Source organism: Phosphitispora fastidiosa, assembly GCF_019008365.1.
GTDB classification, from domain to species: Bacteria; Bacillota; Thermincolia; order Thermincolales; family UBA2595; genus Phosphitispora; species Phosphitispora fastidiosa.
In genome coordinates this window covers 1-19,073 of sequence record NZ_JAHHUL010000007.1, presented here as the reverse complement: position 1 = coordinate 19,073, position 19,073 = coordinate 1, and the positions used below count along the sequence as shown (strand labels likewise).

Here is a 19,073-nt window from a genome sequence, read left to right as displayed (position 1 = left end):
TTTACCCGTCTGAAACCTTCCAATTATCGGCCTTTCGCAAGCCTATGGTTCAGCTCTCCTGATACGGAAATAGTAAATTACACCGCCAATCCCGGCAATAATCAGCGCTATCGGGAGAAGCCACCCGGCTGCGCTTTTCTCCGGAACCGGCTCAGCCTCTGCAGGCGCTGCTTCTCTGATATCAAGCCTGATCAGGGAAAATTGGCCGGATTCATTAAGAGTGTTTAACTTGCCCTGAATTAGTTCACTCTCATCCCTGACCCGTGCCAGTTCCTTTTCAAGAGTCAGCGCCTCATCGAGGGAGTTCGCCTTATCTACCAGCCCCAGCAGGCGCTCCTCCTCATTCCGGAGGTTATCCATTCTGGACTGGGACTCATCAATCTCTGTAGACATATCCCTGTCGGAAACCTGCTTCCCGGCAACCTTCCCGAGGGCTTCAATCTTGCCCAGCATTTCGTTAAAGCTGTTTGCCGGAACCCTGATAACAAATCCGGCATTAACCAACTCTCCTGTAAGGCTGGTGGAACTTTCGACAGAACCGTTGAACCGGTCCACAAGCCCTGTCAGCTTTGGTTCAAACTCCTTATAATTACTGACTTCTATACTGAGGAAACCATCTTTAGCGGCCTCCTGGTCTATTTCTCCTTTTATGCCATTGTTGGACAAAGCCGCATCCTCGGAAACACTAACAGATTTTTCGCTGTTTTTACTTGCACCTGAATCGTAATTTGGAGTTATTAATACACTTCCTGCACTTTCTTCAGGAGATTCAGGATAAGCCTCTGAAGTTGTGGTTCCCGATTCCGGAGTCTCCATGGCTGTAATCAATATTTCTGAACTCTTCATGAAGGGCTGCTGCGGTTGGTCGGTAATGCTATCCTGTGAAGCGCCTTCCTGATAGCTGCTCCTTAAAACTGTTGTCTCCGGATTGGCAGCAGAGTAATTGATAGAATTTCCGGCAGTTTGGTCCGCTGCAGGATCAACGGTCCCTCCGCCTTTCCCCTCAGGCGCCAGGGCTTTTCTCAGAGCTATATCTGCAGGCGCCCCTGCAATAAACCCTTCATTCTGTTCGGCCTGCGGGTTCCTGGCAGTAGAAGATACCGTGTCTGATTCTCCGGCAGGAATTTCCGCAATGCTCTTTTCTTTACCGTTTTGAGGCACAGATTCCAGCGCTGCCCGGTCTGTACCGGATTCCGTCTTTTGTTCCAGAGCCATTTCATATGACGCACTTTTAGGCAGTATTCCAGACTGGAGGAGGTTATAAATCCCCGTACTCAGCCCCAGACCGATAATTATAAATGAAGCTGCCAGGTACTTTCCAGGTCCGGCGATCCAGCGGCGGGCTTTTTGGGTCCAAAAGAGATTTTTAATACTGCCGGCAGGCAGCGGCTCTTTCTCCAGTTTTCCCCTTAATTCTTGGCGAAAACCTTCCGGAGGCCTGATGTCACCAAGGGAACGGAGCAGCCTGATGGTCTCCTGTAAGTCAGCCAAATCCCGGGAGCACTCGCTGCAGGTCCTGAGATGCTCTTTGACTGCTGTGTTTTCATTAGTATCCAGGACACCATCAATATATGCCGATAACAACTCTCTTATTTCACTGCACTGCATCTCCCTACCCCCTCTCAATGGCCTCCACATGAGTCCCCGTAAATAAATCCCTGCGTTCCAGCAGCTTTTCCTTTAATGCATTACGTGCCCTGTTGAGCCTTGACTTAACGGTCCCCAGAGAACATTCCAGGAAAAAAGATATTTCTTCATAGGAATAACCCTGGATATCCCTCATTATGACAATGGTCCGGTAATCCTCCGATAAGGAGTTCAGTACATCCTGAACTTCATCCTGCAGCTCTTTACGGAGAATCATTTCCTCAATAGGTCTGCACTTGTTTTCCACTGCAGGGGCCCTGCCATTTTCAATCATCTCATCCATAGATACCGTAGTATGTCTTGCCCGGCGACGCAATTCATCCTTACACACATTTGTCACCACCCTGTACAACCAGGTAGAGAAGGAACTCTCTCCCCGAAAACTGTTGATAGACCGGTATACTCTGATAAGTGCCTCCTGAGCCATGTCGCTTGCATCATTATAGTTACCAAAATAACGATATGCTATGGTATACACCTTAGTTTCGTAATTTGAAATCAGTTGTTCAAAAGCATCAATGTTGCCTTGTTTTATTTTTTCTATAAGCGCTTCATCGCTTATGTTCACCCGGTCATCCCCTCCTACCCGAGGTTCTAAACTATTGACGAAACCGAATCCATAAAGGTTCCGGTCCGTGGTTCAATTAGTTACACTAATTCCCCGTCAGCCCTGAAAACACCTTCAATATACAAGAGGCAAAGGGTGGAAAACAAGAAAAAACTCCGGTCAGGAAATGCGGTCCCACCGGAGTTTCTACTCTGTTTGAATATGCAATTTTGGGGTTTAGTGTGATTCTGCTGAACCCCCGAGGTATCCTGCAGCCAATCCTTCATTAACATGAAGAACACCCTTGTTGAGGTCTTTCATTGAATAAGTATCATCAATAACAGGCAGCTTATCGGCCTGTTCCTGGGTAGTAACAACCATACCTGCCGGAACATACCTTCCGTCAGCTACCACAACACCGTTTAGAAGCCGGGCGCCGGGCTCTACAACACAGTTGCTGCCAACCCTGGCCTTGAATACAAGAGCCTGCATACCGATAAAGGTGTTGTCACCAACCGCTGCAGGTCCATGGACCTGGGACTGGTGTGCCAGGGAAACGTGGCTGCCTACATAAACGGCATATTTCTGTCCGTTAACTTCATACATGTTATTTTCCACCGGTTCACCGTTTTCTTCTGTTTCAAGACCGTGAAGTACCACTCCGTCCTGAATGTTGGAATTACTGCCGACAAAAATCGGCTGTCCTTCATCACCGCGTACAGATGCCATCGGAGCGACATATACGTTGTCACCAAGCTGAACATTACCGATTACTGAAGCCATAGGGTCAACAAAAGTACTGGCGCTGATCTGTGGTGTATCTACCTCTTTGTTGAAGCTTGTGGCAACATTTGCTTTAATGTTGCCCGTTTCTGCCGCTTTACTCTCGGCAGCAGTATTATCTGATGCAGGATTAGGATTAGTATTAGTACTTGTCTGCTGTGCGCCACATCCGGCAGTAGCCAGAACGGCCATAATCAGCAGGGCAAATATGATTTTGGGCATAACTCTCCCCATCTTATACACACAAATACCCCCCTATTCAATTTTAATTTAAAAAGCCTTTCAGAGCCCGGGCCTCCTGGGGCTTTAAAACATGTTTGAGTTTTCTGAATCTTTACGTTGATAACATTTTATTATATATTTTGTTAGCTGTCAATATTTAACATTTTTAGAATTTTGCTCTTAAATGTGGAAGAGAAAAGTTCCATTTGACTTTAAACTTTAACTTTGATAGAATAATTTATGCAACTTTAGTTGTACTCTATTAAATGCCGAAGTGGCGGAATTGGCAGACGCACACGATTCAAAATCGTGCGGGAAACCATGGGGGTTCGAGTCCCCCCTTCGGCACCAACTAAGATACGTTTACCGTATGCGGTATTAAAGATAAAGAGGTCTGACAGGACTTTTTAAAAAAGCAGCCTGCAGGCCTCTTTTTGCTTGGGACGTGTACATCTGTCGTGTATGGTTTGACACAAAAACGACTATATTTCCGGGAGGATTATTTCAGTTTAATGCTGCCAGAATTTCATCTGCTGCCATTACAATTGCATTTTGGGCGGGATAGAATGATTGGTAGGGTTGTGCGGAATAGCTTAACATTGATACTTCTTCCAACAGGGTCGCTTTTTGCAGGGCAAAAGTCAAGAGGTCAATTTTGGCGCCAACCGGCTCTTCGCTTAGTATCTGACCCCCCAGTAAGCGGTGGGTTTTACGGTCAGCTACCAACTTTACTTTGACTTTTTTGGCGCCGGGTAATATAGGGAAAATAGTTGTCGTTGCCCCATAACCTGCAACAACATCATAACCGCTCTGTAATGCCATTTTTTCTGTTAAACCGGTTCCTCCGATAAACAAATCATAAACTTTGGTGGCCGCTCCGTTAAAATATCCCTGATATTCGCTGTCAATACCCATGATATTCCTGGCTGCCACTTTACCCATTGGCACAGCATTTGTAGCCAGCTTACCCGAAATTACCGCTCCGGTAATACCGGATACAAATTGAACACAGTCGCCAACAGCATAAACATTGGGGATATTTGTTTCCATCCTGCCATTGACAACAATTCCTCCTTTTTCGATATCTAATGCCGTTTCCTTAAAGATATCAATACCGGGCTTCATAGTTATAGCGAAAAATACTGCTCCGTGAACAGGTTCGCCTTCTTTATCGGCAAACTTAATCGCTTCTCCACTGCTCAGAACAACCTCCCGGACCGTTTTGTCTCCCTTTAGTGCTGTAACCTGAGTATTCAAAAACATTCTAATACCGTTATCAATAATTTTCCCCTGAACTTCAGCGGTCATATCGCTATCTGCAATACTCCCTAATATCTGGTCAGCAATATCTATCAAGTCTACTGATATTCCCACGCCTTTTAAGGCCTGTGCCAATTCCACACCTATAGCGCCGGCTCCTACCACAACCGCTTTTTTCAATCCTGTTTCTTTTAATGCTATTGTTCTCCTAAGGTCATTTTCCGTTTTTACTGCAAAAATTCCATTTAATGAAATTCCGGGTATACTGGGAAACGCTGGTTCGGAACCGGTCGCTATCACCAGTTTGTCATAGCCGTAAATACCCCCCTTTTCAACTGCTACCTGCTTGTTGTCGAAATCAACTTTTACCGCTTTATCTCTGATTAATTCTGCTCCCACGTCAGTTACCAAACCGTCACTCTTAAAAGTTTTTTCGATACTTATCAGCCCTTCAATAGCGTAAGGTATAGCGCAATAAATCATACTGTGGTCCTCAGGACGAATAACGCCTACGGAGATATCTTTTCTCCTGCCTAAATTCCTGGTGACAGTGATTCCTCCGGGACCTCCCCCAATAACCAAAACATCAAACTTTTTCATTTTCCCTCCTTAATACCGGGGGCTTTAGCAACATTTTGCCTTATCTCTGAACTTGCCCCCTGATTTATTAAACTTCAGAACCAATTATAGATAGCACCATTTTTGGGCATATGCCCATATATTAATTATAATTGTTAATTTCCCAATGTCAACCATATATCGTTACAGAATTGTTTACTACCCCTGCCAAGTTTCGGTGGCATCCGGGCAGTAACATCAAAAATCCCAGAGCCTGCTTTAGTCAGACCCTGGGATTTCATTCAATCTTATTAGTCTTATCAAAATTCTCCCATATGCTCCAAAAGCCTGTAGAGCACCACAGCCGCTTCCTGCCTGGTGGCACTGCGCTCCGGGTAGAACCTGCCCTCACTGCCTTTCATTATCCCGGAACCGGCTGCAAATTCAACGGCTTCTTCCGCCCAGGAAGCAATATCCCGGCTGTCTTTATATGTACCGGCAATGCTGCCTTCAAATGTAGTATCACTGCTGTCCACAGGCTCTGCATCATCACTGCCTGCAGGCTTTGCGCCATCACTGTCTGCAGACTCCCGGCCGGCTTTATAGCAGTAGAGCCGGTACGCTATTGCCGCCATCTGCTCCCTGCTTATCCGGGCATTGGGCTCAAACTCCGCCTCTCCGGTGCCTTCGATAAGCCCCAAACCATATGCCGTTTCCACAGCGCCGCTGAACCAGGCGTCTTCCGGGACATCTCTGAAAGTGCCTCTGCTGCCAGAAAGCTCAATATACAGGGACCGTACCATAATTGCAGTGAATTCTGCCCTGGTAATGCTGTCTTCCGGGGCAAAGGCCGTCTCTGTCTTACCGTTTATCAGGCGGCGGGATGCCAGGATTTCCACTTCCTCCTTAGCCCAGTCACTGGTGACATCAGCAAAGCGGATAACCTTTTCAAATGCGGCAAAGGTGGAAAAATGCCTTGTCTTAAAATCGAGAGTACCCTCCGCAGCATCGGCGACCCCGCCCATAGGCTGCCAGCTGCCAGATGCTTCGTCAAGGACACAGGCAATAACCCTTTTGGGATTGCCAACCGCAGCCATATCCAGGGGAATGGTCACAGTAACTTCATCATTAAATTCCCACACCGGATTATTTCCAGCAGTAATGGAGATATCAAAGATGCCGGAAACCATGCTGCTGTCGTTTTCTGATTCCTCCCTCATAGCAATTGTAATCACCATAGGGGTTTCCCCCGGGTTTTCTCCCATCTGAGCTATGGATTCAATCAGAGTCTTAGGCAGCCTGACATCACCCTTACCGGTCACAATCTGCAGGTCCTTCCCAAGGGCCGCAAGCTGTTGCACCGCTTCTGCATCCAGGCTTATCTTTATGGTTTCATCATTTTTAACTTCAGCAGCCACATCTACAGTTACTGTCTCACCCACATTTCCCAGTCTCATTACCAACTGGGCATCAACATGGACAGTGGCCCTACTGCTCCCGTCTGCCGCAGTCTGCCGGGTAATACTGTAATCGGAAGAAGCGTTGTCATGGGAACCCGAGCTCCGTTCAATCCTCTGCCCAGTGTAAAACTCCAGTACATAATCTTCCTGCAGTATTTCGCCTCTCTCATTTTTAACCGCTCCTGCGGGTACCAGCACCGTGTATACCTTATTTGCCTCAAGGCGGCCTGCGGGATCGATATACAGCCATTCTCCCTCAAGTGATACCGAAGCCGCCAATTTTTCAGAACCCGGTCCGTACAGTGCGATCCCGCTGAAGTTAACCTCTTCGGAAACATTCTGGTTAAATTTAATCTTGATGTCTGTATCTTCAGGTGTATTTTCCATACCGTCTCCGGGATAGGCAAAAACTGCCTCCGGGCTGGTTTTAGTGGTCTCAAAGCTCAACTGGTACGGGCTGTCCATAGTATGCCCATAGGAGTTGGCCAGAGCCCGAGCGGGTATTGTCATCGTGTAACGAGTGTTGTACTGCATGGAACTTTGGGGTGTCACTGTCAGTGTATTACCTGCAAGTGTTTTTTCAATGACCACTGTATTAAGGTTATCGTCTTCCAGTATAATCCCGCCAAACTGCTCCCCCGCTGCCACCTCCATATTAAAACTGAAGGTCAGCGGCTTTTGTATTCCCACCCCTGTTTCACCCGCTCCGGGATCCATACTGTCTACCATAATGGGGGCGGGCTTCAGGGTAAACTTGTACGTATTGTTGTCTGTGTCTGACTCCTCTGTTCCATCCACAGGCAGGGCAGTCACCGACATATTGATTCTTCCGTTTTCATCAGTTACAAGACCAGCTAAGGATAATGCGAAGGACACATCTGCCTCCTGTCCCGGTTTCAGCTCTTCCAGACTCCCGGTTTGCAGCGGCTCTGCGGCTTGCTCATGGTGAAGGTAGGCTTCTATGCCTTCCAATGACCTGCCGCCGGTATTGATAACCTTTGCCGTTACCAGGTAATCATCCCGGGCCAGTTTCTCATATTCAATATTGCTAACCTCAATATCAGCAGTTATGATCTCACGACCTGCGGTATTGTTTGTTTCGTTAGATTCAGACACGGCATCATCAGGGTCTGCAACTACGTAAATATGATATTTATCCCTCTCAGCCGGGTCCACAAACCACTCTGCCTCCAGTTGGGCTGAAGAGCGGGCCGGGACAGGCTCCGAACTAACGTCTTCCCCGATTTTGGTGCCGCCCTGCTCCGGGTCTCCATCATAGAGATAAACCACAGCGTTTTCGGCAAAATCCCCGTTGTTTCTGACCGTAACTGTCACCGTCTCTACTGTGCCAGGCACCGGGTTTTCAGGGGACAACTCAATAACCTCTTCCTCGGAACCCTGTTCCTCCAGTTCCAGGTCATGTACCGGAGTATAGGCTAATAAGCCTAAATCCACTTTATCACCCGGTTTTTGATACTCAATACCATTGATGACTTCAGTAATCACTTCCGCCTGGGTATATGCGGCCTTTAGCTTGCCGTCCTCTGTAAACAGCGGGGTGAAGGAACGGATGAATCCGTCTCCCTCCGTTAACGGCGCTTCACCACTCCAGATTCCCTTTGCAGTATCATAGAAGGATGCGCTAAGGTTCTGCTCACTGCCTGCGCCGGTGCGTTGGTAAACCAGGGCTATCTGTGGGTTTCCCCCCTCATTTAAGGTGATTTTATAGTCAGGCTGTACGTGAGACAATAATTCCGCGGTCTGTGCTGCTCCGTCCATTCCTTCCTTATACATGATACTTCCATTTTGATACCAAGTGATGAACCAGACTCCATTTACATAAACAGCCCTGGGGTTGGCGGCTGCAGACTCCTCACCGCCGTCCACACTGCTGCCACCGGTACTAATCTGTACCGCATCTCCCCATGAATTCCCATCATAAACCCTGGCATATACTGTCCGGTCCTGCTCTGCCGCATCGGCTTCAGCCATGTTCAGGGTATAAAGAAGCAGTCCCTCATTACCGTGCAAGGCGAGGCTGGAATTCATCACTTCCGGAAGAGTCCCGGCAATTTCCTCAGGCTCACTCCAGGCACTGCCGTCCCAGCCGGAGAAAACCAGGCTGTCACTGTTTTTCGCCCCGTCAGGGTCGGATTTGGTCCATACCAGGAGCGCTTTGTCACCATCTGCGGCCAGGGTGGGTGAATGGTCATACAGGGCATCATCTGTCAGAGTCACTGTCTGCACACTATTCCCTTCTGTACAGACATCCCCGCTAACACTGATTTCCATATTTCTGATAAATGTATCCATCTCTGCATCTTCAGGCATTACCTCTTTGACATCCTGCCAGGCCATCAGGACACCGTTCCCGGTAGCTGCCGATACAGGGCTGAAATCAGCGGTCCCGTCCTCACCCAGCCATTGGGGTTCTGACCGGCTGCCGTCTTTTTCTACCGAGTACATCACCTGGGTACGGTTCATATCGGAACGTTCGGGATTATCATCAGTCCATATCAGCCATAGTTCATCACCGTTTTGTACCAGCTGTACTTCTGCATCCGGGTAAATATTGGATTTTACGATACCCTGCTCCGCGAGGGAAAGCAGGGATACTGCATCTGCTGCCCTGACCGTTACCTGAGGTTCATTACGGTCACCTACCACCCACTCTGAGGGCCTGTCCAGGTAATCCCGAGACATCGGGGTAAGCTTTAAATCACCTGCATCTATTGCTTCCATAAGCGGCTCAGATACTGCATAACCTAAGTAAACAGGGACTTTTTCCTTACCGTTATTCCATGAAGTCTTTACTTCAACAGAGTAAATATTTCCTTCCCACAGCAGGAACTTGACCCTTATACCGGCGCGGGCCGAAGGGTCCACCTGGACATATCCCGTGGGGATATGGACCTGGGCCGCAATTTTTCCTCCACCGTAGCCTTCAACATTTACCGCGTCATTTCCGGCCCCGACGACAACTTCCACATCCGGTGCAAAGTAGAGAATCCCTTTGTATTCCTCTCCGTCAGGCTCGAATACAATTATAAAGGTCCCGCCTACATCTGCCTGCATAATTAGTTTTGCATATCCGCCGATGTCCAGCTTGTTAAGTCCCGGGACCTTGTCGATGCCCGGAATAGCATAATCCTTTCTCCACTCACGTTCCCCGCTGACTATTATTTTAACTTCACCCTGCGCAACCTCCCATGTGTTGGAATCAGGATTATATGTATATCCCACTGCCCCGGCAAACGATCCGCCTGTTATAAAACCTGCTGATTTCAGGTTGATGTCCGTTCCTCCGCTAAATACGTAGGTATCATCGTATAGGCCGCGGTTGCCCGATACATCCAGCCAACGGGAAAAGAGTCCGAAGTTATTGGTGTTTTCCAAAAGAGGGATGCCTGTCAAAACCGGGATCTTTTCTGAGAGAAGCTCATCAACCAAGAGTCCCTCATTTGCCCAATAACCACTGCCGGTGAAAGTAGTGTACACTCCTTCAGGATTTTCCACTGCCAGCAGTTTGGCATCAACCCAGGGGGAATTGGTGCCATCTTTGGAAACCATGCGTGCTTTGATACCATCCCCCGGATCGAGATACCACAGAAAATATTTTACAGTTAAACCGGCACTGGTTCCCTTCATATCAACAGAAGTAATTTTCTTCCCTGAGGTGGTTTGTAATTCCAGGTAACCGGGTTCAAAACCGTTCCAGTCTCCTGCAGCCGTAAAGTTTAGGTTTATATTATAAGGCATGGCGTGGACAAAAATCGCAATATCAGGTTTGCTGGAATCCGTGTACTGGGACTTGATATAGCGCAGTTTTGGCTTGTCCGCATCCTTACGGGGTTCTAATTTTATAACGGTAAAATCACTCGGTCCGTCCGAGAGAGATATGTACTGTTTTTCGGAGGTATAGTAGTTGGGGAAGCTCACCTCAACTTCATGTGTCTCAGCAGACAGTCCGCCCCGGAGACAATATCCGCTCAAAGTCGGGTTAATAAGCCACTCCCTGTCAAACGATTTATTCTCCCCGTCTACTTTAACCGTAATTTGAGGCGTGCTGTTTATATATGCCCCTGTTGCCACATCATAGAGCGCTATCCTGAGTACTGCACTGTAATAATTGTCTATCCTGAACGACCGGCGGATTGTTTTGGTCTCTCCCCATTCATCATATTGAAAGACCACTTCATAAGTATAAATTCCTCCCGCATCACCCAGGTCATCATAGTTTATGTCATAATCAAGTATCCCGGTCTCAGGAATGGTGATGTCATTAAAGGTTTTCAGAAGATACCTGGACCCGCCGAAACGCTCTGCCCAGACTTTGTAAAGGAATACCTTCATGCTGCCCGCCACAGGGACCGCTTCGCGCGGCACCCGGATACTGTAAGTTATAATGTTTTCTGCCCTGTCAGCACTTTTGATGACATGTGTGTGCCTTTCAGGCGAAATGGAAACAGTAACAGGTCCCGTTTCTACTATGGGCAGGCTCGCTGTATATTCATAGGTGACCCCTTTGTTATCAGTAACATTAAGTACCACCGGTTGATTACCGATTTCTGTGAAACTATATTCGACTGTTTTTTCGCCCTGTTTACTGCCATCACTGAAGGTCCACTCAAAAGCGGTGATGGCACGACCCGCTCTTTTAAATGAGCCTTCAATCCCCTCTGTGCTGAAGGTTACCGGGGTATCTACAGCATAATAAGCCGCAGGGTTAACTATAAATCCGGTGTCTCTTATTTCCAGGGCCGGTGCGGTGACAAACCTTATTTCCAGGGCATCATTGGTGTTGCCGCTCAGATCCTGATATGCCCCGCGCGGTATTTTTACGGTATATGTCTCAAAAGCTTCAAGCTTCTCCTCCGGCACTAAAACAGCCTTGTCACCGGCTTCGGTTGCCAGGAAGGCAATCAGGTTACCCTCAGAATCGGATATTTCTATATCACCGAATCCCGGTCCCCGGGACACCGGTGAGGAAAACCCTATCTCTACAGACGTATCCAGGCTGACATCATACTCCATTGGCGATATATTGACAATATCCATTTCTAATAAGTTTGAGCCGGTGGTAAAATTCACTTCAAATGCGGCCAGAGGGTTGTCCGACAAATCCCAGACAGAATTTCCGGGCACCGCAGCCATGTATTGGGCTGCCGGAAGCAATGCCATTACCGGGTCTATGGTTATCCCCTGTCTGTCCCCTTGTACAAATACCCTGGCCGGGACTCCAACCCCTTTGTCGTCAAAGAGGGCTATCAGGCTGCAGTCAGCTTTTACCTGCTCGGAAAAGCGGATGTCAACAGACTGGTAAATATTGATGCCGTCTGCATTGTCAGCAGGGTATATGCCGGTTATTTCGGGCGGAATTTCTTCCCCTCTGGTCTTAAATTGTACCGTATCTGAACTGCTTTTTCGCTTAAACCTATCCTGTACCGCTCCTGACGGTAACAGGACTTCATAAGCCTGTCCAGGCTCAAGTCCGGCTCCGGGACCAAGGGTAAGGATTACCGTGTTTCCGGTTAAGCCGCGGGAGATGGGAACCTCGTCACCTGAGCCTGTGTAAAGCAGTATCTCCTCAAAGGTGATACCCTGGGTAAGGCCTTCGAGGCTGTCACTGTAATTTACGGATATTTCCGTGATTCCGGCAGAAACATTTATCTCCCGGTCTGCCGGAGCGGAACCGGCGATATACAGGGTTCCTGTGGGCACTTGTTCAACTTTATAATTTAAGGTGAAATCATCTGACAGGTTATTTCCGGAGGCATCCTGAACAGCATTTGCGGGGATAAACAACCTGTAGTATATAAGTGATTTCATATCACCGGTCAGGGTCAGGATAAGCTTATCGTCGTCAATCCTGATCAAACTGTCAACCTCAGTAAACTGCTGGACCAAAGAATTGCTACCGGCCCTTACCATCTCCAGGTATCCGGTTTTTATCTCATCCCAGGCTGCCCCTTTTTCTATAGCTTCACTGAAATTTACCGTAATCTGACGGGTGCTGTAAATAACATCAGTGCTGTTATTTTCCGGTGTGGTGCTTACGGTCTCCGGAGAGACAGTATCCGTTTCCGCAAGAACAGTGTAAGGAAATTCCCTGGTATCCTGAAGGCCTCCTTTGGTTAAAACAGCAGTCAGGGTTACAGACCGGTGGGCCTCCCCCTGTGCCGGCCTGACAACATCACCGCTGCTGCTGATTACTTCAGGCATATCGGACTCCCATGTTACCATAGACCCGTTGGGAGCCGTGGGCGGCAGTGACAGGGAACTGACCACGGCGTACTGTGAAACATTGTCACCAAGTGTCCGGGAAACGGTAAGCCAATCCATATCCCTGGCCAGTGACTCCTCATCAGTCTGGGAGGCGGCCTTGACCACAACAGAGAAAACCTTTGTAACTGACACATCCCCTTTTGATATGGCTGCCGTAAGTGTTACCGTCCGGTCTCCGGCAGTATAATCAGGCCTGGTCACCATTCCCGGTGACCCTGCTATGTCCACTATGCCAGGAGCGCTGGATTCCCAGCTTATAGCGCTTCCATTGGGGCCTTCCAGGGGAAGGGTCAGGTCCCCGGTCACATTATCAAGGTTAGTGTTGTCTTTAAGCAGCCGGTCCCCGGTCAGCCATGAATAATCGGCAGAGGTATCGCCTGCGGGATTATATAGCTCCACCGTAGTTGTGTTAAGCGCCCCGCCTTGGGCCACAGCCCTGACGACAGCGGTACCGGAGGTATCTGAACTGAGCACGGCCGTCACCGTTCCATATACATCGGTGATTACTGAAGCAGAATCCAGGGAACCAAAAGAAGTGGAAAATTCGACAGGTACACCGGCAACCGGGGTAACGAAATCCTTTTTATACACAGCAGCATTTATGGTACTGAGAGCCTCCCCTGCTGCCGGTTCCGCCCCAAGGGAAACCGAAGATGCATCTATATAGGTTGCATTATATATATCTATTGGTATGGGGTCGTTCTTGAAATACCACTGCGATATATAATGTGCCTCTTTGGCATCGGCGCTGGTATTGGCAGTGAATCCCGCATAGATATCTCTTATGGCATCACCCCCGGCAGTGGTAAAAACCGCTCCCAAATCAAGGTTAACTGCCGTCAGGGTCGGGTCTGGCGGCCTGCTGTCAACATTACTTATCCGCATCTCCAGGGTCTGGGCTGTCCCGTAATACTCAATCCATACATAATTGGGTTCAAAAACCTGGAGATTGTTTATCTCATAAGGCAAATCCGCCACAGCCGATGGTGTATCATAATTTCCGTTAACAAACACTGCACTATGCTGTAGTGTACCCTCACTGGGGTCATCCTGGGTCCTGGTATCAAATTCAACACTGACACTAGGCGCGATACCCAATGTACCCATTGAGGGACCGTGGTTGACAAGGGCATCACTGCCGGCAGTCTGAAGGGTAAAGGTAAAGCCTTCACCAGGTGCCGCCATATCACCCAACTCGCTTGTAATCATAAATTTAAAATATGTACTGAAGGACATGTCATCTTCAAAGTGGAGCTGTCTTTTGCTAAAGAAACTGCCCCCCTGGCTGTAATCAGAGGTCAGGCGGACAACCGTGCTGTCCGGATTTGGGCCAAAAGGAGTTTCTTCATAAGTGAGGGTGGATGTACCGTTAAACTGAAGTGTACCCGCAGTGGCAGAAAAGTCATCATACTTTAATGCCAAAGGTACATTTTCCGCCGCATAGGCATTGGTTTCCCCACCGCTTGTCACAAGCGCAAGCTCCAAACCTGTAAACACAATGAATAAAGCCAAAATTAAACCTGCAATTCTTTTATATCTCCACATCCTACCGCTCCCCTTCAAGTGCTGGAATGAGACACCAAAACCATAATTACCGTAAATAAGGAAACCGCAACTCAGGATATCGACATTTCCCTCTGTGGTTACCTGTTATTATTGCTTTTTCGACACTTTTATTAATTTTCCTGCCCCTTGCAGTTTTTAGATGAATAGCTTACTTTTCGATTTCATGTTCATCTTAGTATTATATTGGATAATATTTTGGAATTAAAAGTAAATTTATTATTTTATGAAGAAGGAAAACAGACTTTCACAAAGAATCACTTTGTTTAAACTGGTTTTTCTGTGTCAAAGATGCTATATGAGAGAGTGATTGCGGTGACTACAAGGTTTAGTTCAATCGGGTTTAAAAACAGCATTATACTCATTACCGTAATGGTACCGTTATTTGCGTTGTTTATGACTTATGAATTCCGAAATCAGAGTGAAGCTTTGCGCAATGCTTTGACAGAGCGTGGGATAATACTAGCCCAGACAGGGGCTGTCGCCACCGAAAAGATTCTTGAAGATGCAATTAAAAACGGCACGCTTACCGAAGAGCAGGTGTTTGATACCAATTATATGCTAATTCCCGGAACCAGCCCTACCAAATACCATACCAGTTATGATTCATATACCGATGAAAATTTAAGGGTTATTGAAGATTCATATTTGAAAGATAAGGTTGTTGTATTTGCTGTTGCCGTTGATGTCAACGGGTATCTTCCCACTCATAACTTAAAATACTCAAAAGCTGTCGGCGGACTGAATTTTGACCGTACAAAGCGTATTTTTGATGATGATGTTGGGATTGCCGCCGCACAGAACAAAGAGCCATACAAGTTCCAGGAATACAGGAGGGATACAGGCGAGATTATGTGGGATATCTCAGCTCCCGTGTTTGTAAATGGACGCCATTGGGGAGCGTTCCGTATAGGTTTTTCAATTCAAGAAACGAATAAAAAGGTTGCGGCTGTTATAAACCGCATGATTTTTGAGGCCATATTCCTGATATTGGTTTTAATTCTGCTGGCGGTCTACATTTCATACCGGATATCCAACAGGGTTAACAGACTGGCGGAAGAAGTTAACCGGATAGCCCAAGGAGACTTCAGTCTGAGCAACCTGCCCCTAGACAGCCCGGACGAGGTCGGAAACCTTAGCAGGTCCTTAAGTAACATGATTATTAAACTGCGGGATCTGGCCAAAAAAACAAGTTATTCAGCGAGGTTTATTGATAACTATACAAAAGAATTGCTGGAGAGCACAGAAAACGTATCGGGGTCTGCTGAAAAAGTTACATCAGGTATGGTCTTGGTATCAGGGACTATGGAGAAAATGGAGGAGAGTATAGAAAGTGTTGGTGAAACATCAAGGGTTGTTTCTGAGGAGCTTACCAATGCGGAGGCATCTTCCAACAAGTTCCTGAAAAACATGGAAGAGAGTAAAGAGGCCATGTCTGTAGCCCATAAGGTTGTTAAAGACCTTGAAGACCAAGTCGATAAAGTCGGGCAGTTTATCCAGGTTGTCAGTATACTTGCCGAACAGGCGGGGCTGATGGCAAAGAAAATTGTCAAGGATGCATCCCAGTTCTGCACAGAGGGAAATGAAATGGCTGCTCTTGCTCTGGATGTCCAAAGTAACGCTGAGGACGCTGCACTCACCACCAGGGATGTTTCTGAATTGTTCAGTACCGTCAGAGACTATGCCAAAAGGGCATCTGTCACCTTGGAAGGCCACCGGAGCGTTATCCTGGAAGGGATAAATGTTGCCCGCCTGTCAGGTAAATCACTGAAAACCATCGTCACCGAAATGCAAAGTCTCGCCAAACTTACCAAAGAAATCCTTGATTACAGTGAACAGCTTGTTGAAGGAACAGCTGCCATCAGTAACGATGTGGAGGCACAAACTGAGCTGATAAGAAGGTTTGCAGATATCGCAGATACCCTGAGTCAGTTAGTAAATGAACTTCAGGAAAGCCTTGAATCAATTAAATTATAGCATGTTTCCATATGGATATTGTTACAGGTTTGATGACTGATTTTTCGTATCTCCGGTACGAACCGGTTTCCTGAAATGAGACACCAGGACCATGATAACTGTAAGCGCGGAAATCGCTGCGCCACATATCGCAGCAATAAGCTGACCGACCTTAAGCGCCGGAACGAAATGCTGCAGCTCAGTCAGGCCCGCAGCCGCGTACTGCACCCCAAAGCTGATATTACCGACACCGGGAATAAAATGCAGCTGATACATTACATATCCTGATAACACCAGGGGAATAAAGGCAAATACCAGTTTGATACGCATGGAGGCCGGTTTGCTTCTAAAGGGCTGGGCGATTAGCCATGCACTTATTCCCGCGACGACGGCCGTGCCCCAAAAGGCTGCCGAAAACCAAAGCCGCCATTTGGCCAGCGGCCAGGACTGGCGCAGGGGTTCAAAGTAATGAATAGGAATAAGCATTAGCAAGGCTACTGCGATGAATATGGCAAAACCCTGATTAACCCGGACCAAATGCCAAATCTCCCTGGCCGGCACCCGTAATTTAAGCTGAACAGCATCATTTGGGCAGTTGCGGACACAGTGGAGGCATAATTTACAATCAATATTATTATCAACATAAGGAGCATGCATGGAGAGAGGGCATCCAGACACTGCGGCTGTACCATGATAACACTCAAAGGTCGTACATTTATTCAGGCAGACATTTGCCTCTGAGCGTACTTCCAGCATCCCGCCGACAGAAGCTACTCCCACAAATCCTCCCAGGGGACATAAGTGGCGGCACCAGGAATGACGGGTGTACAGCATGCCAATAGCGCCGGCTGCCGCCGTGACAACAAGCAGCCAAAGAGCTGTATAGAGAGGACTGCTCCTCATACCGGTAATGGCTTCCACCCAAAAAATCATGAGAAAGCCAATGGTAATTAGCAGGTAATCATACTTTTTCAAAAAATCAGGGACCGGACTGTTCTTATGTACTAATTTCTGAAACATTTCCATAATGCAGGAAAAGGGGCAAATACTGCACCACACACGGCCAAGGGCAGGAGAAATGATTGTCAGGGCCGGCCACCAAAGCCCCCAGACCAACACAAACAGCACTCCCGCAGTCTTGGTATCCGGCGCCGCGAAAAGCAGGGCAACAATGAAGACAAAGATAACAGTGGACACATACTGCACCCAGCCTGGAAAAATCCCGCGGCGCACCAGCCAAGCCACCCACGGCCACTTCATCAGGTTAATGCTCCAGCCTGTCTCTTCTGCCGCGGGTCCGATAAGTACATGTTCCAGGGTAATATGATCATCCTCAACCAGAAAAAAGGCCCGTTCAATAATTTGAATTAGTTCCGTCACATTGCCTTGCTGATAATGGTGGGACAATAGCAATTTAACTGCTTCCGGGCTGAGAACCGGGGTGTTACGGTTATGCTGCCCGGCCATTTTCTCCAGAATGCCCATAGCAATAACCGGGATATCTCTTTTCCTGGTCCGTAATGGTGTAAGGGCGTATGTGTGAGTAAATTGTTCCAGCAGCTGGGATATTAACCGCTGTCCCAGCTGTTCGGGTTTGTCTTTGAGGTTACCGATAATCCGGCAATTAACCTCTCCTGCTGCCATGGCTTCCGCCAGTCGCAGCTGGGCTCTGGGTGATATCATGTTAATGTCCCGGATAAACAAGGTGCCCCCTTCGGCCAGGTCAAGCAGGCCGCTGCCTCTGAACCCAGCCTGCCCCCGATCAGGTCCATGGGTTTCAAACATCAGGTCACCCCACTGCCGGTCAAACTGACGGGCATCAACAACTATAAACGGGGCATCTTTGACAAACTGGCGGTTATGCAGATGCCAGGCAAACATCTGCCTGCCGGTACCCCGCTCGCCTATCAGCAGTAGGTGATCTTTATGTAAACTTAATTCATTTATCTTGTTTTCTATTTCCCGTGTTGTCCGTGGAGTGCCCCAGAGGCCATAAAACTTGTGTTCAAACTGATTTAGCTGCAGTCCGGAACGGAGAAATTCTTTGTGTTCGGCTTCCAATAAATCGAAATGTGCCCGACTTAAACGGTTTGTTAACTTTTCTATAAACTTTTGGTATAATATCGGCCAACGCACCAGCATAAAAGCAAAATGCCGGGCATCCAAAACCAACAGCCGGCATTGTGCAGTGGCCCGAACCAAGTAGGGGCCCGGTTCCCCGGTAAAGAGGGATATCTCACCAAAAACATCGCCTTCCGCAAGGGAACCCACCAAAACGAATCCCTTCCCTTTTCGGGGCATCAGATAATCGACACTTCCCTCTGCAATCACATAAAAGGAATGCCTGGTTTGGCCATATTCAATAATCTCAGCGCCGGGTTGATATGACACCCATTGAAAATTAGCCGCCAATTCCTTTATTTCCTGAGTATTTAGTTCAGATAATAGTTTTACAGAAGATAAGTAGTGTTCCTTGCTCTGATCCATAGCACCCTCCCAGTCGAAAAACACGCTGCCTAACACGCTGCCTGTTTCCACTATAATAGAAAAGATTTCTTGTTCTATAACTATATCAGATGATTTTCTTCTTGCCAATCACAATTAGGGCAAAATGTTGATAGCGGCAGTTCAAGGGTCATGCAAGAGCTGCCACCCGCAGCGTCTCAGAAGCAATCATCAACTCTTCATTTGTGGGTAAACCGGCGGTAAACACCAGTCGTAATTTTCCAATAGTTGAAATTCTAAAAATTTATTTCCTTCTACCGAACATATGTTCTTTCTCTTTGCCCCAA

At 47.6% G+C, this 19,073-nt stretch carries 7 protein-coding genes and 1 tRNA gene; 2 read left to right on the top strand and 6 right to left on the bottom strand.

Annotated elements, in window-relative coordinates:
* Positions 1-42: 42 nt before the first annotated feature.
* The 3 genes from Ga0451573_RS08315 to Ga0451573_RS08305 all read right to left on the bottom strand — a co-directional run bounded on the left by Ga0451573_RS08315 (position 43) and on the right by Ga0451573_RS08305 (position 3,220).
* Positions 43-1,608, bottom strand: coding sequence for a DUF4349 domain-containing protein (locus Ga0451573_RS08315; RefSeq protein WP_231683427.1), 1,566 nt, complete (start codon positions 1,606-1,608; stop codon positions 43-45).
* A 4-nt stretch (positions 1,609-1,612) separates the two neighbouring features.
* Positions 1,613-2,215, bottom strand: coding sequence for an RNA polymerase sigma factor (locus Ga0451573_RS08310; RefSeq protein ID WP_231683426.1), 603 nt, complete (start codon positions 2,213-2,215; stop codon positions 1,613-1,615).
* Positions 2,216-2,431: 216 nt separating this feature from the next.
* On the bottom strand, positions 2,432-3,220 hold the full coding sequence (locus tag Ga0451573_RS08305; RefSeq protein WP_331459399.1) for a hypothetical protein: 789 nt from the start codon (positions 3,218-3,220) through the stop codon (positions 2,432-2,434).
* Positions 3,221-3,467: 247 nt separating this feature from the next.
* Between Ga0451573_RS08305 and Ga0451573_RS08300 the strand changes: the two genes are divergently transcribed.
* Positions 3,468-3,550, top strand: a tRNA-Leu gene (locus Ga0451573_RS08300).
* Between the two features lie 153 nt (positions 3,551-3,703).
* On the opposite strand, the gene Ga0451573_RS08295 is transcribed toward Ga0451573_RS08300, so the two are convergent.
* A complete protein-coding gene (locus tag Ga0451573_RS08295) occupies positions 3,704-5,059 on the bottom strand; it encodes an FAD-dependent oxidoreductase (protein WP_231683425.1) in 1,356 nt (451 codons plus the stop codon).
* A gap of 278 nt (positions 5,060-5,337) precedes the next feature.
* The gene (locus tag Ga0451573_RS08290) at positions 5,338-14,307 is read right to left on the bottom strand and encodes an Ig-like domain-containing protein (RefSeq protein WP_231683424.1); all 8,970 of its coding nucleotides are present in this window, start codon (positions 14,305-14,307) and stop codon (positions 5,338-5,340) included.
* A 309-nt stretch (positions 14,308-14,616) separates the two neighbouring features.
* On the opposite strand from Ga0451573_RS08290, the gene Ga0451573_RS08285 reads away from it, so the two are divergent.
* Positions 14,617-16,302 (top strand): methyl-accepting chemotaxis protein, encoded by a 1,686-nt coding sequence (locus Ga0451573_RS08285; RefSeq protein WP_231683532.1) that lies wholly within the window; start codon positions 14,617-14,619, stop codon positions 16,300-16,302.
* A 21-nt stretch (positions 16,303-16,323) separates the two neighbouring features.
* Here Ga0451573_RS08285 and Ga0451573_RS08280 read toward each other — a convergent pair whose 3' ends face one another.
* Positions 16,324-18,768, bottom strand: coding sequence for a cyclic nucleotide-binding domain-containing protein (locus Ga0451573_RS08280; protein ID WP_231683423.1), 2,445 nt, complete (start codon positions 18,766-18,768; stop codon positions 16,324-16,326).
* Positions 18,769-19,073: the final 305 nt, after the last annotated feature.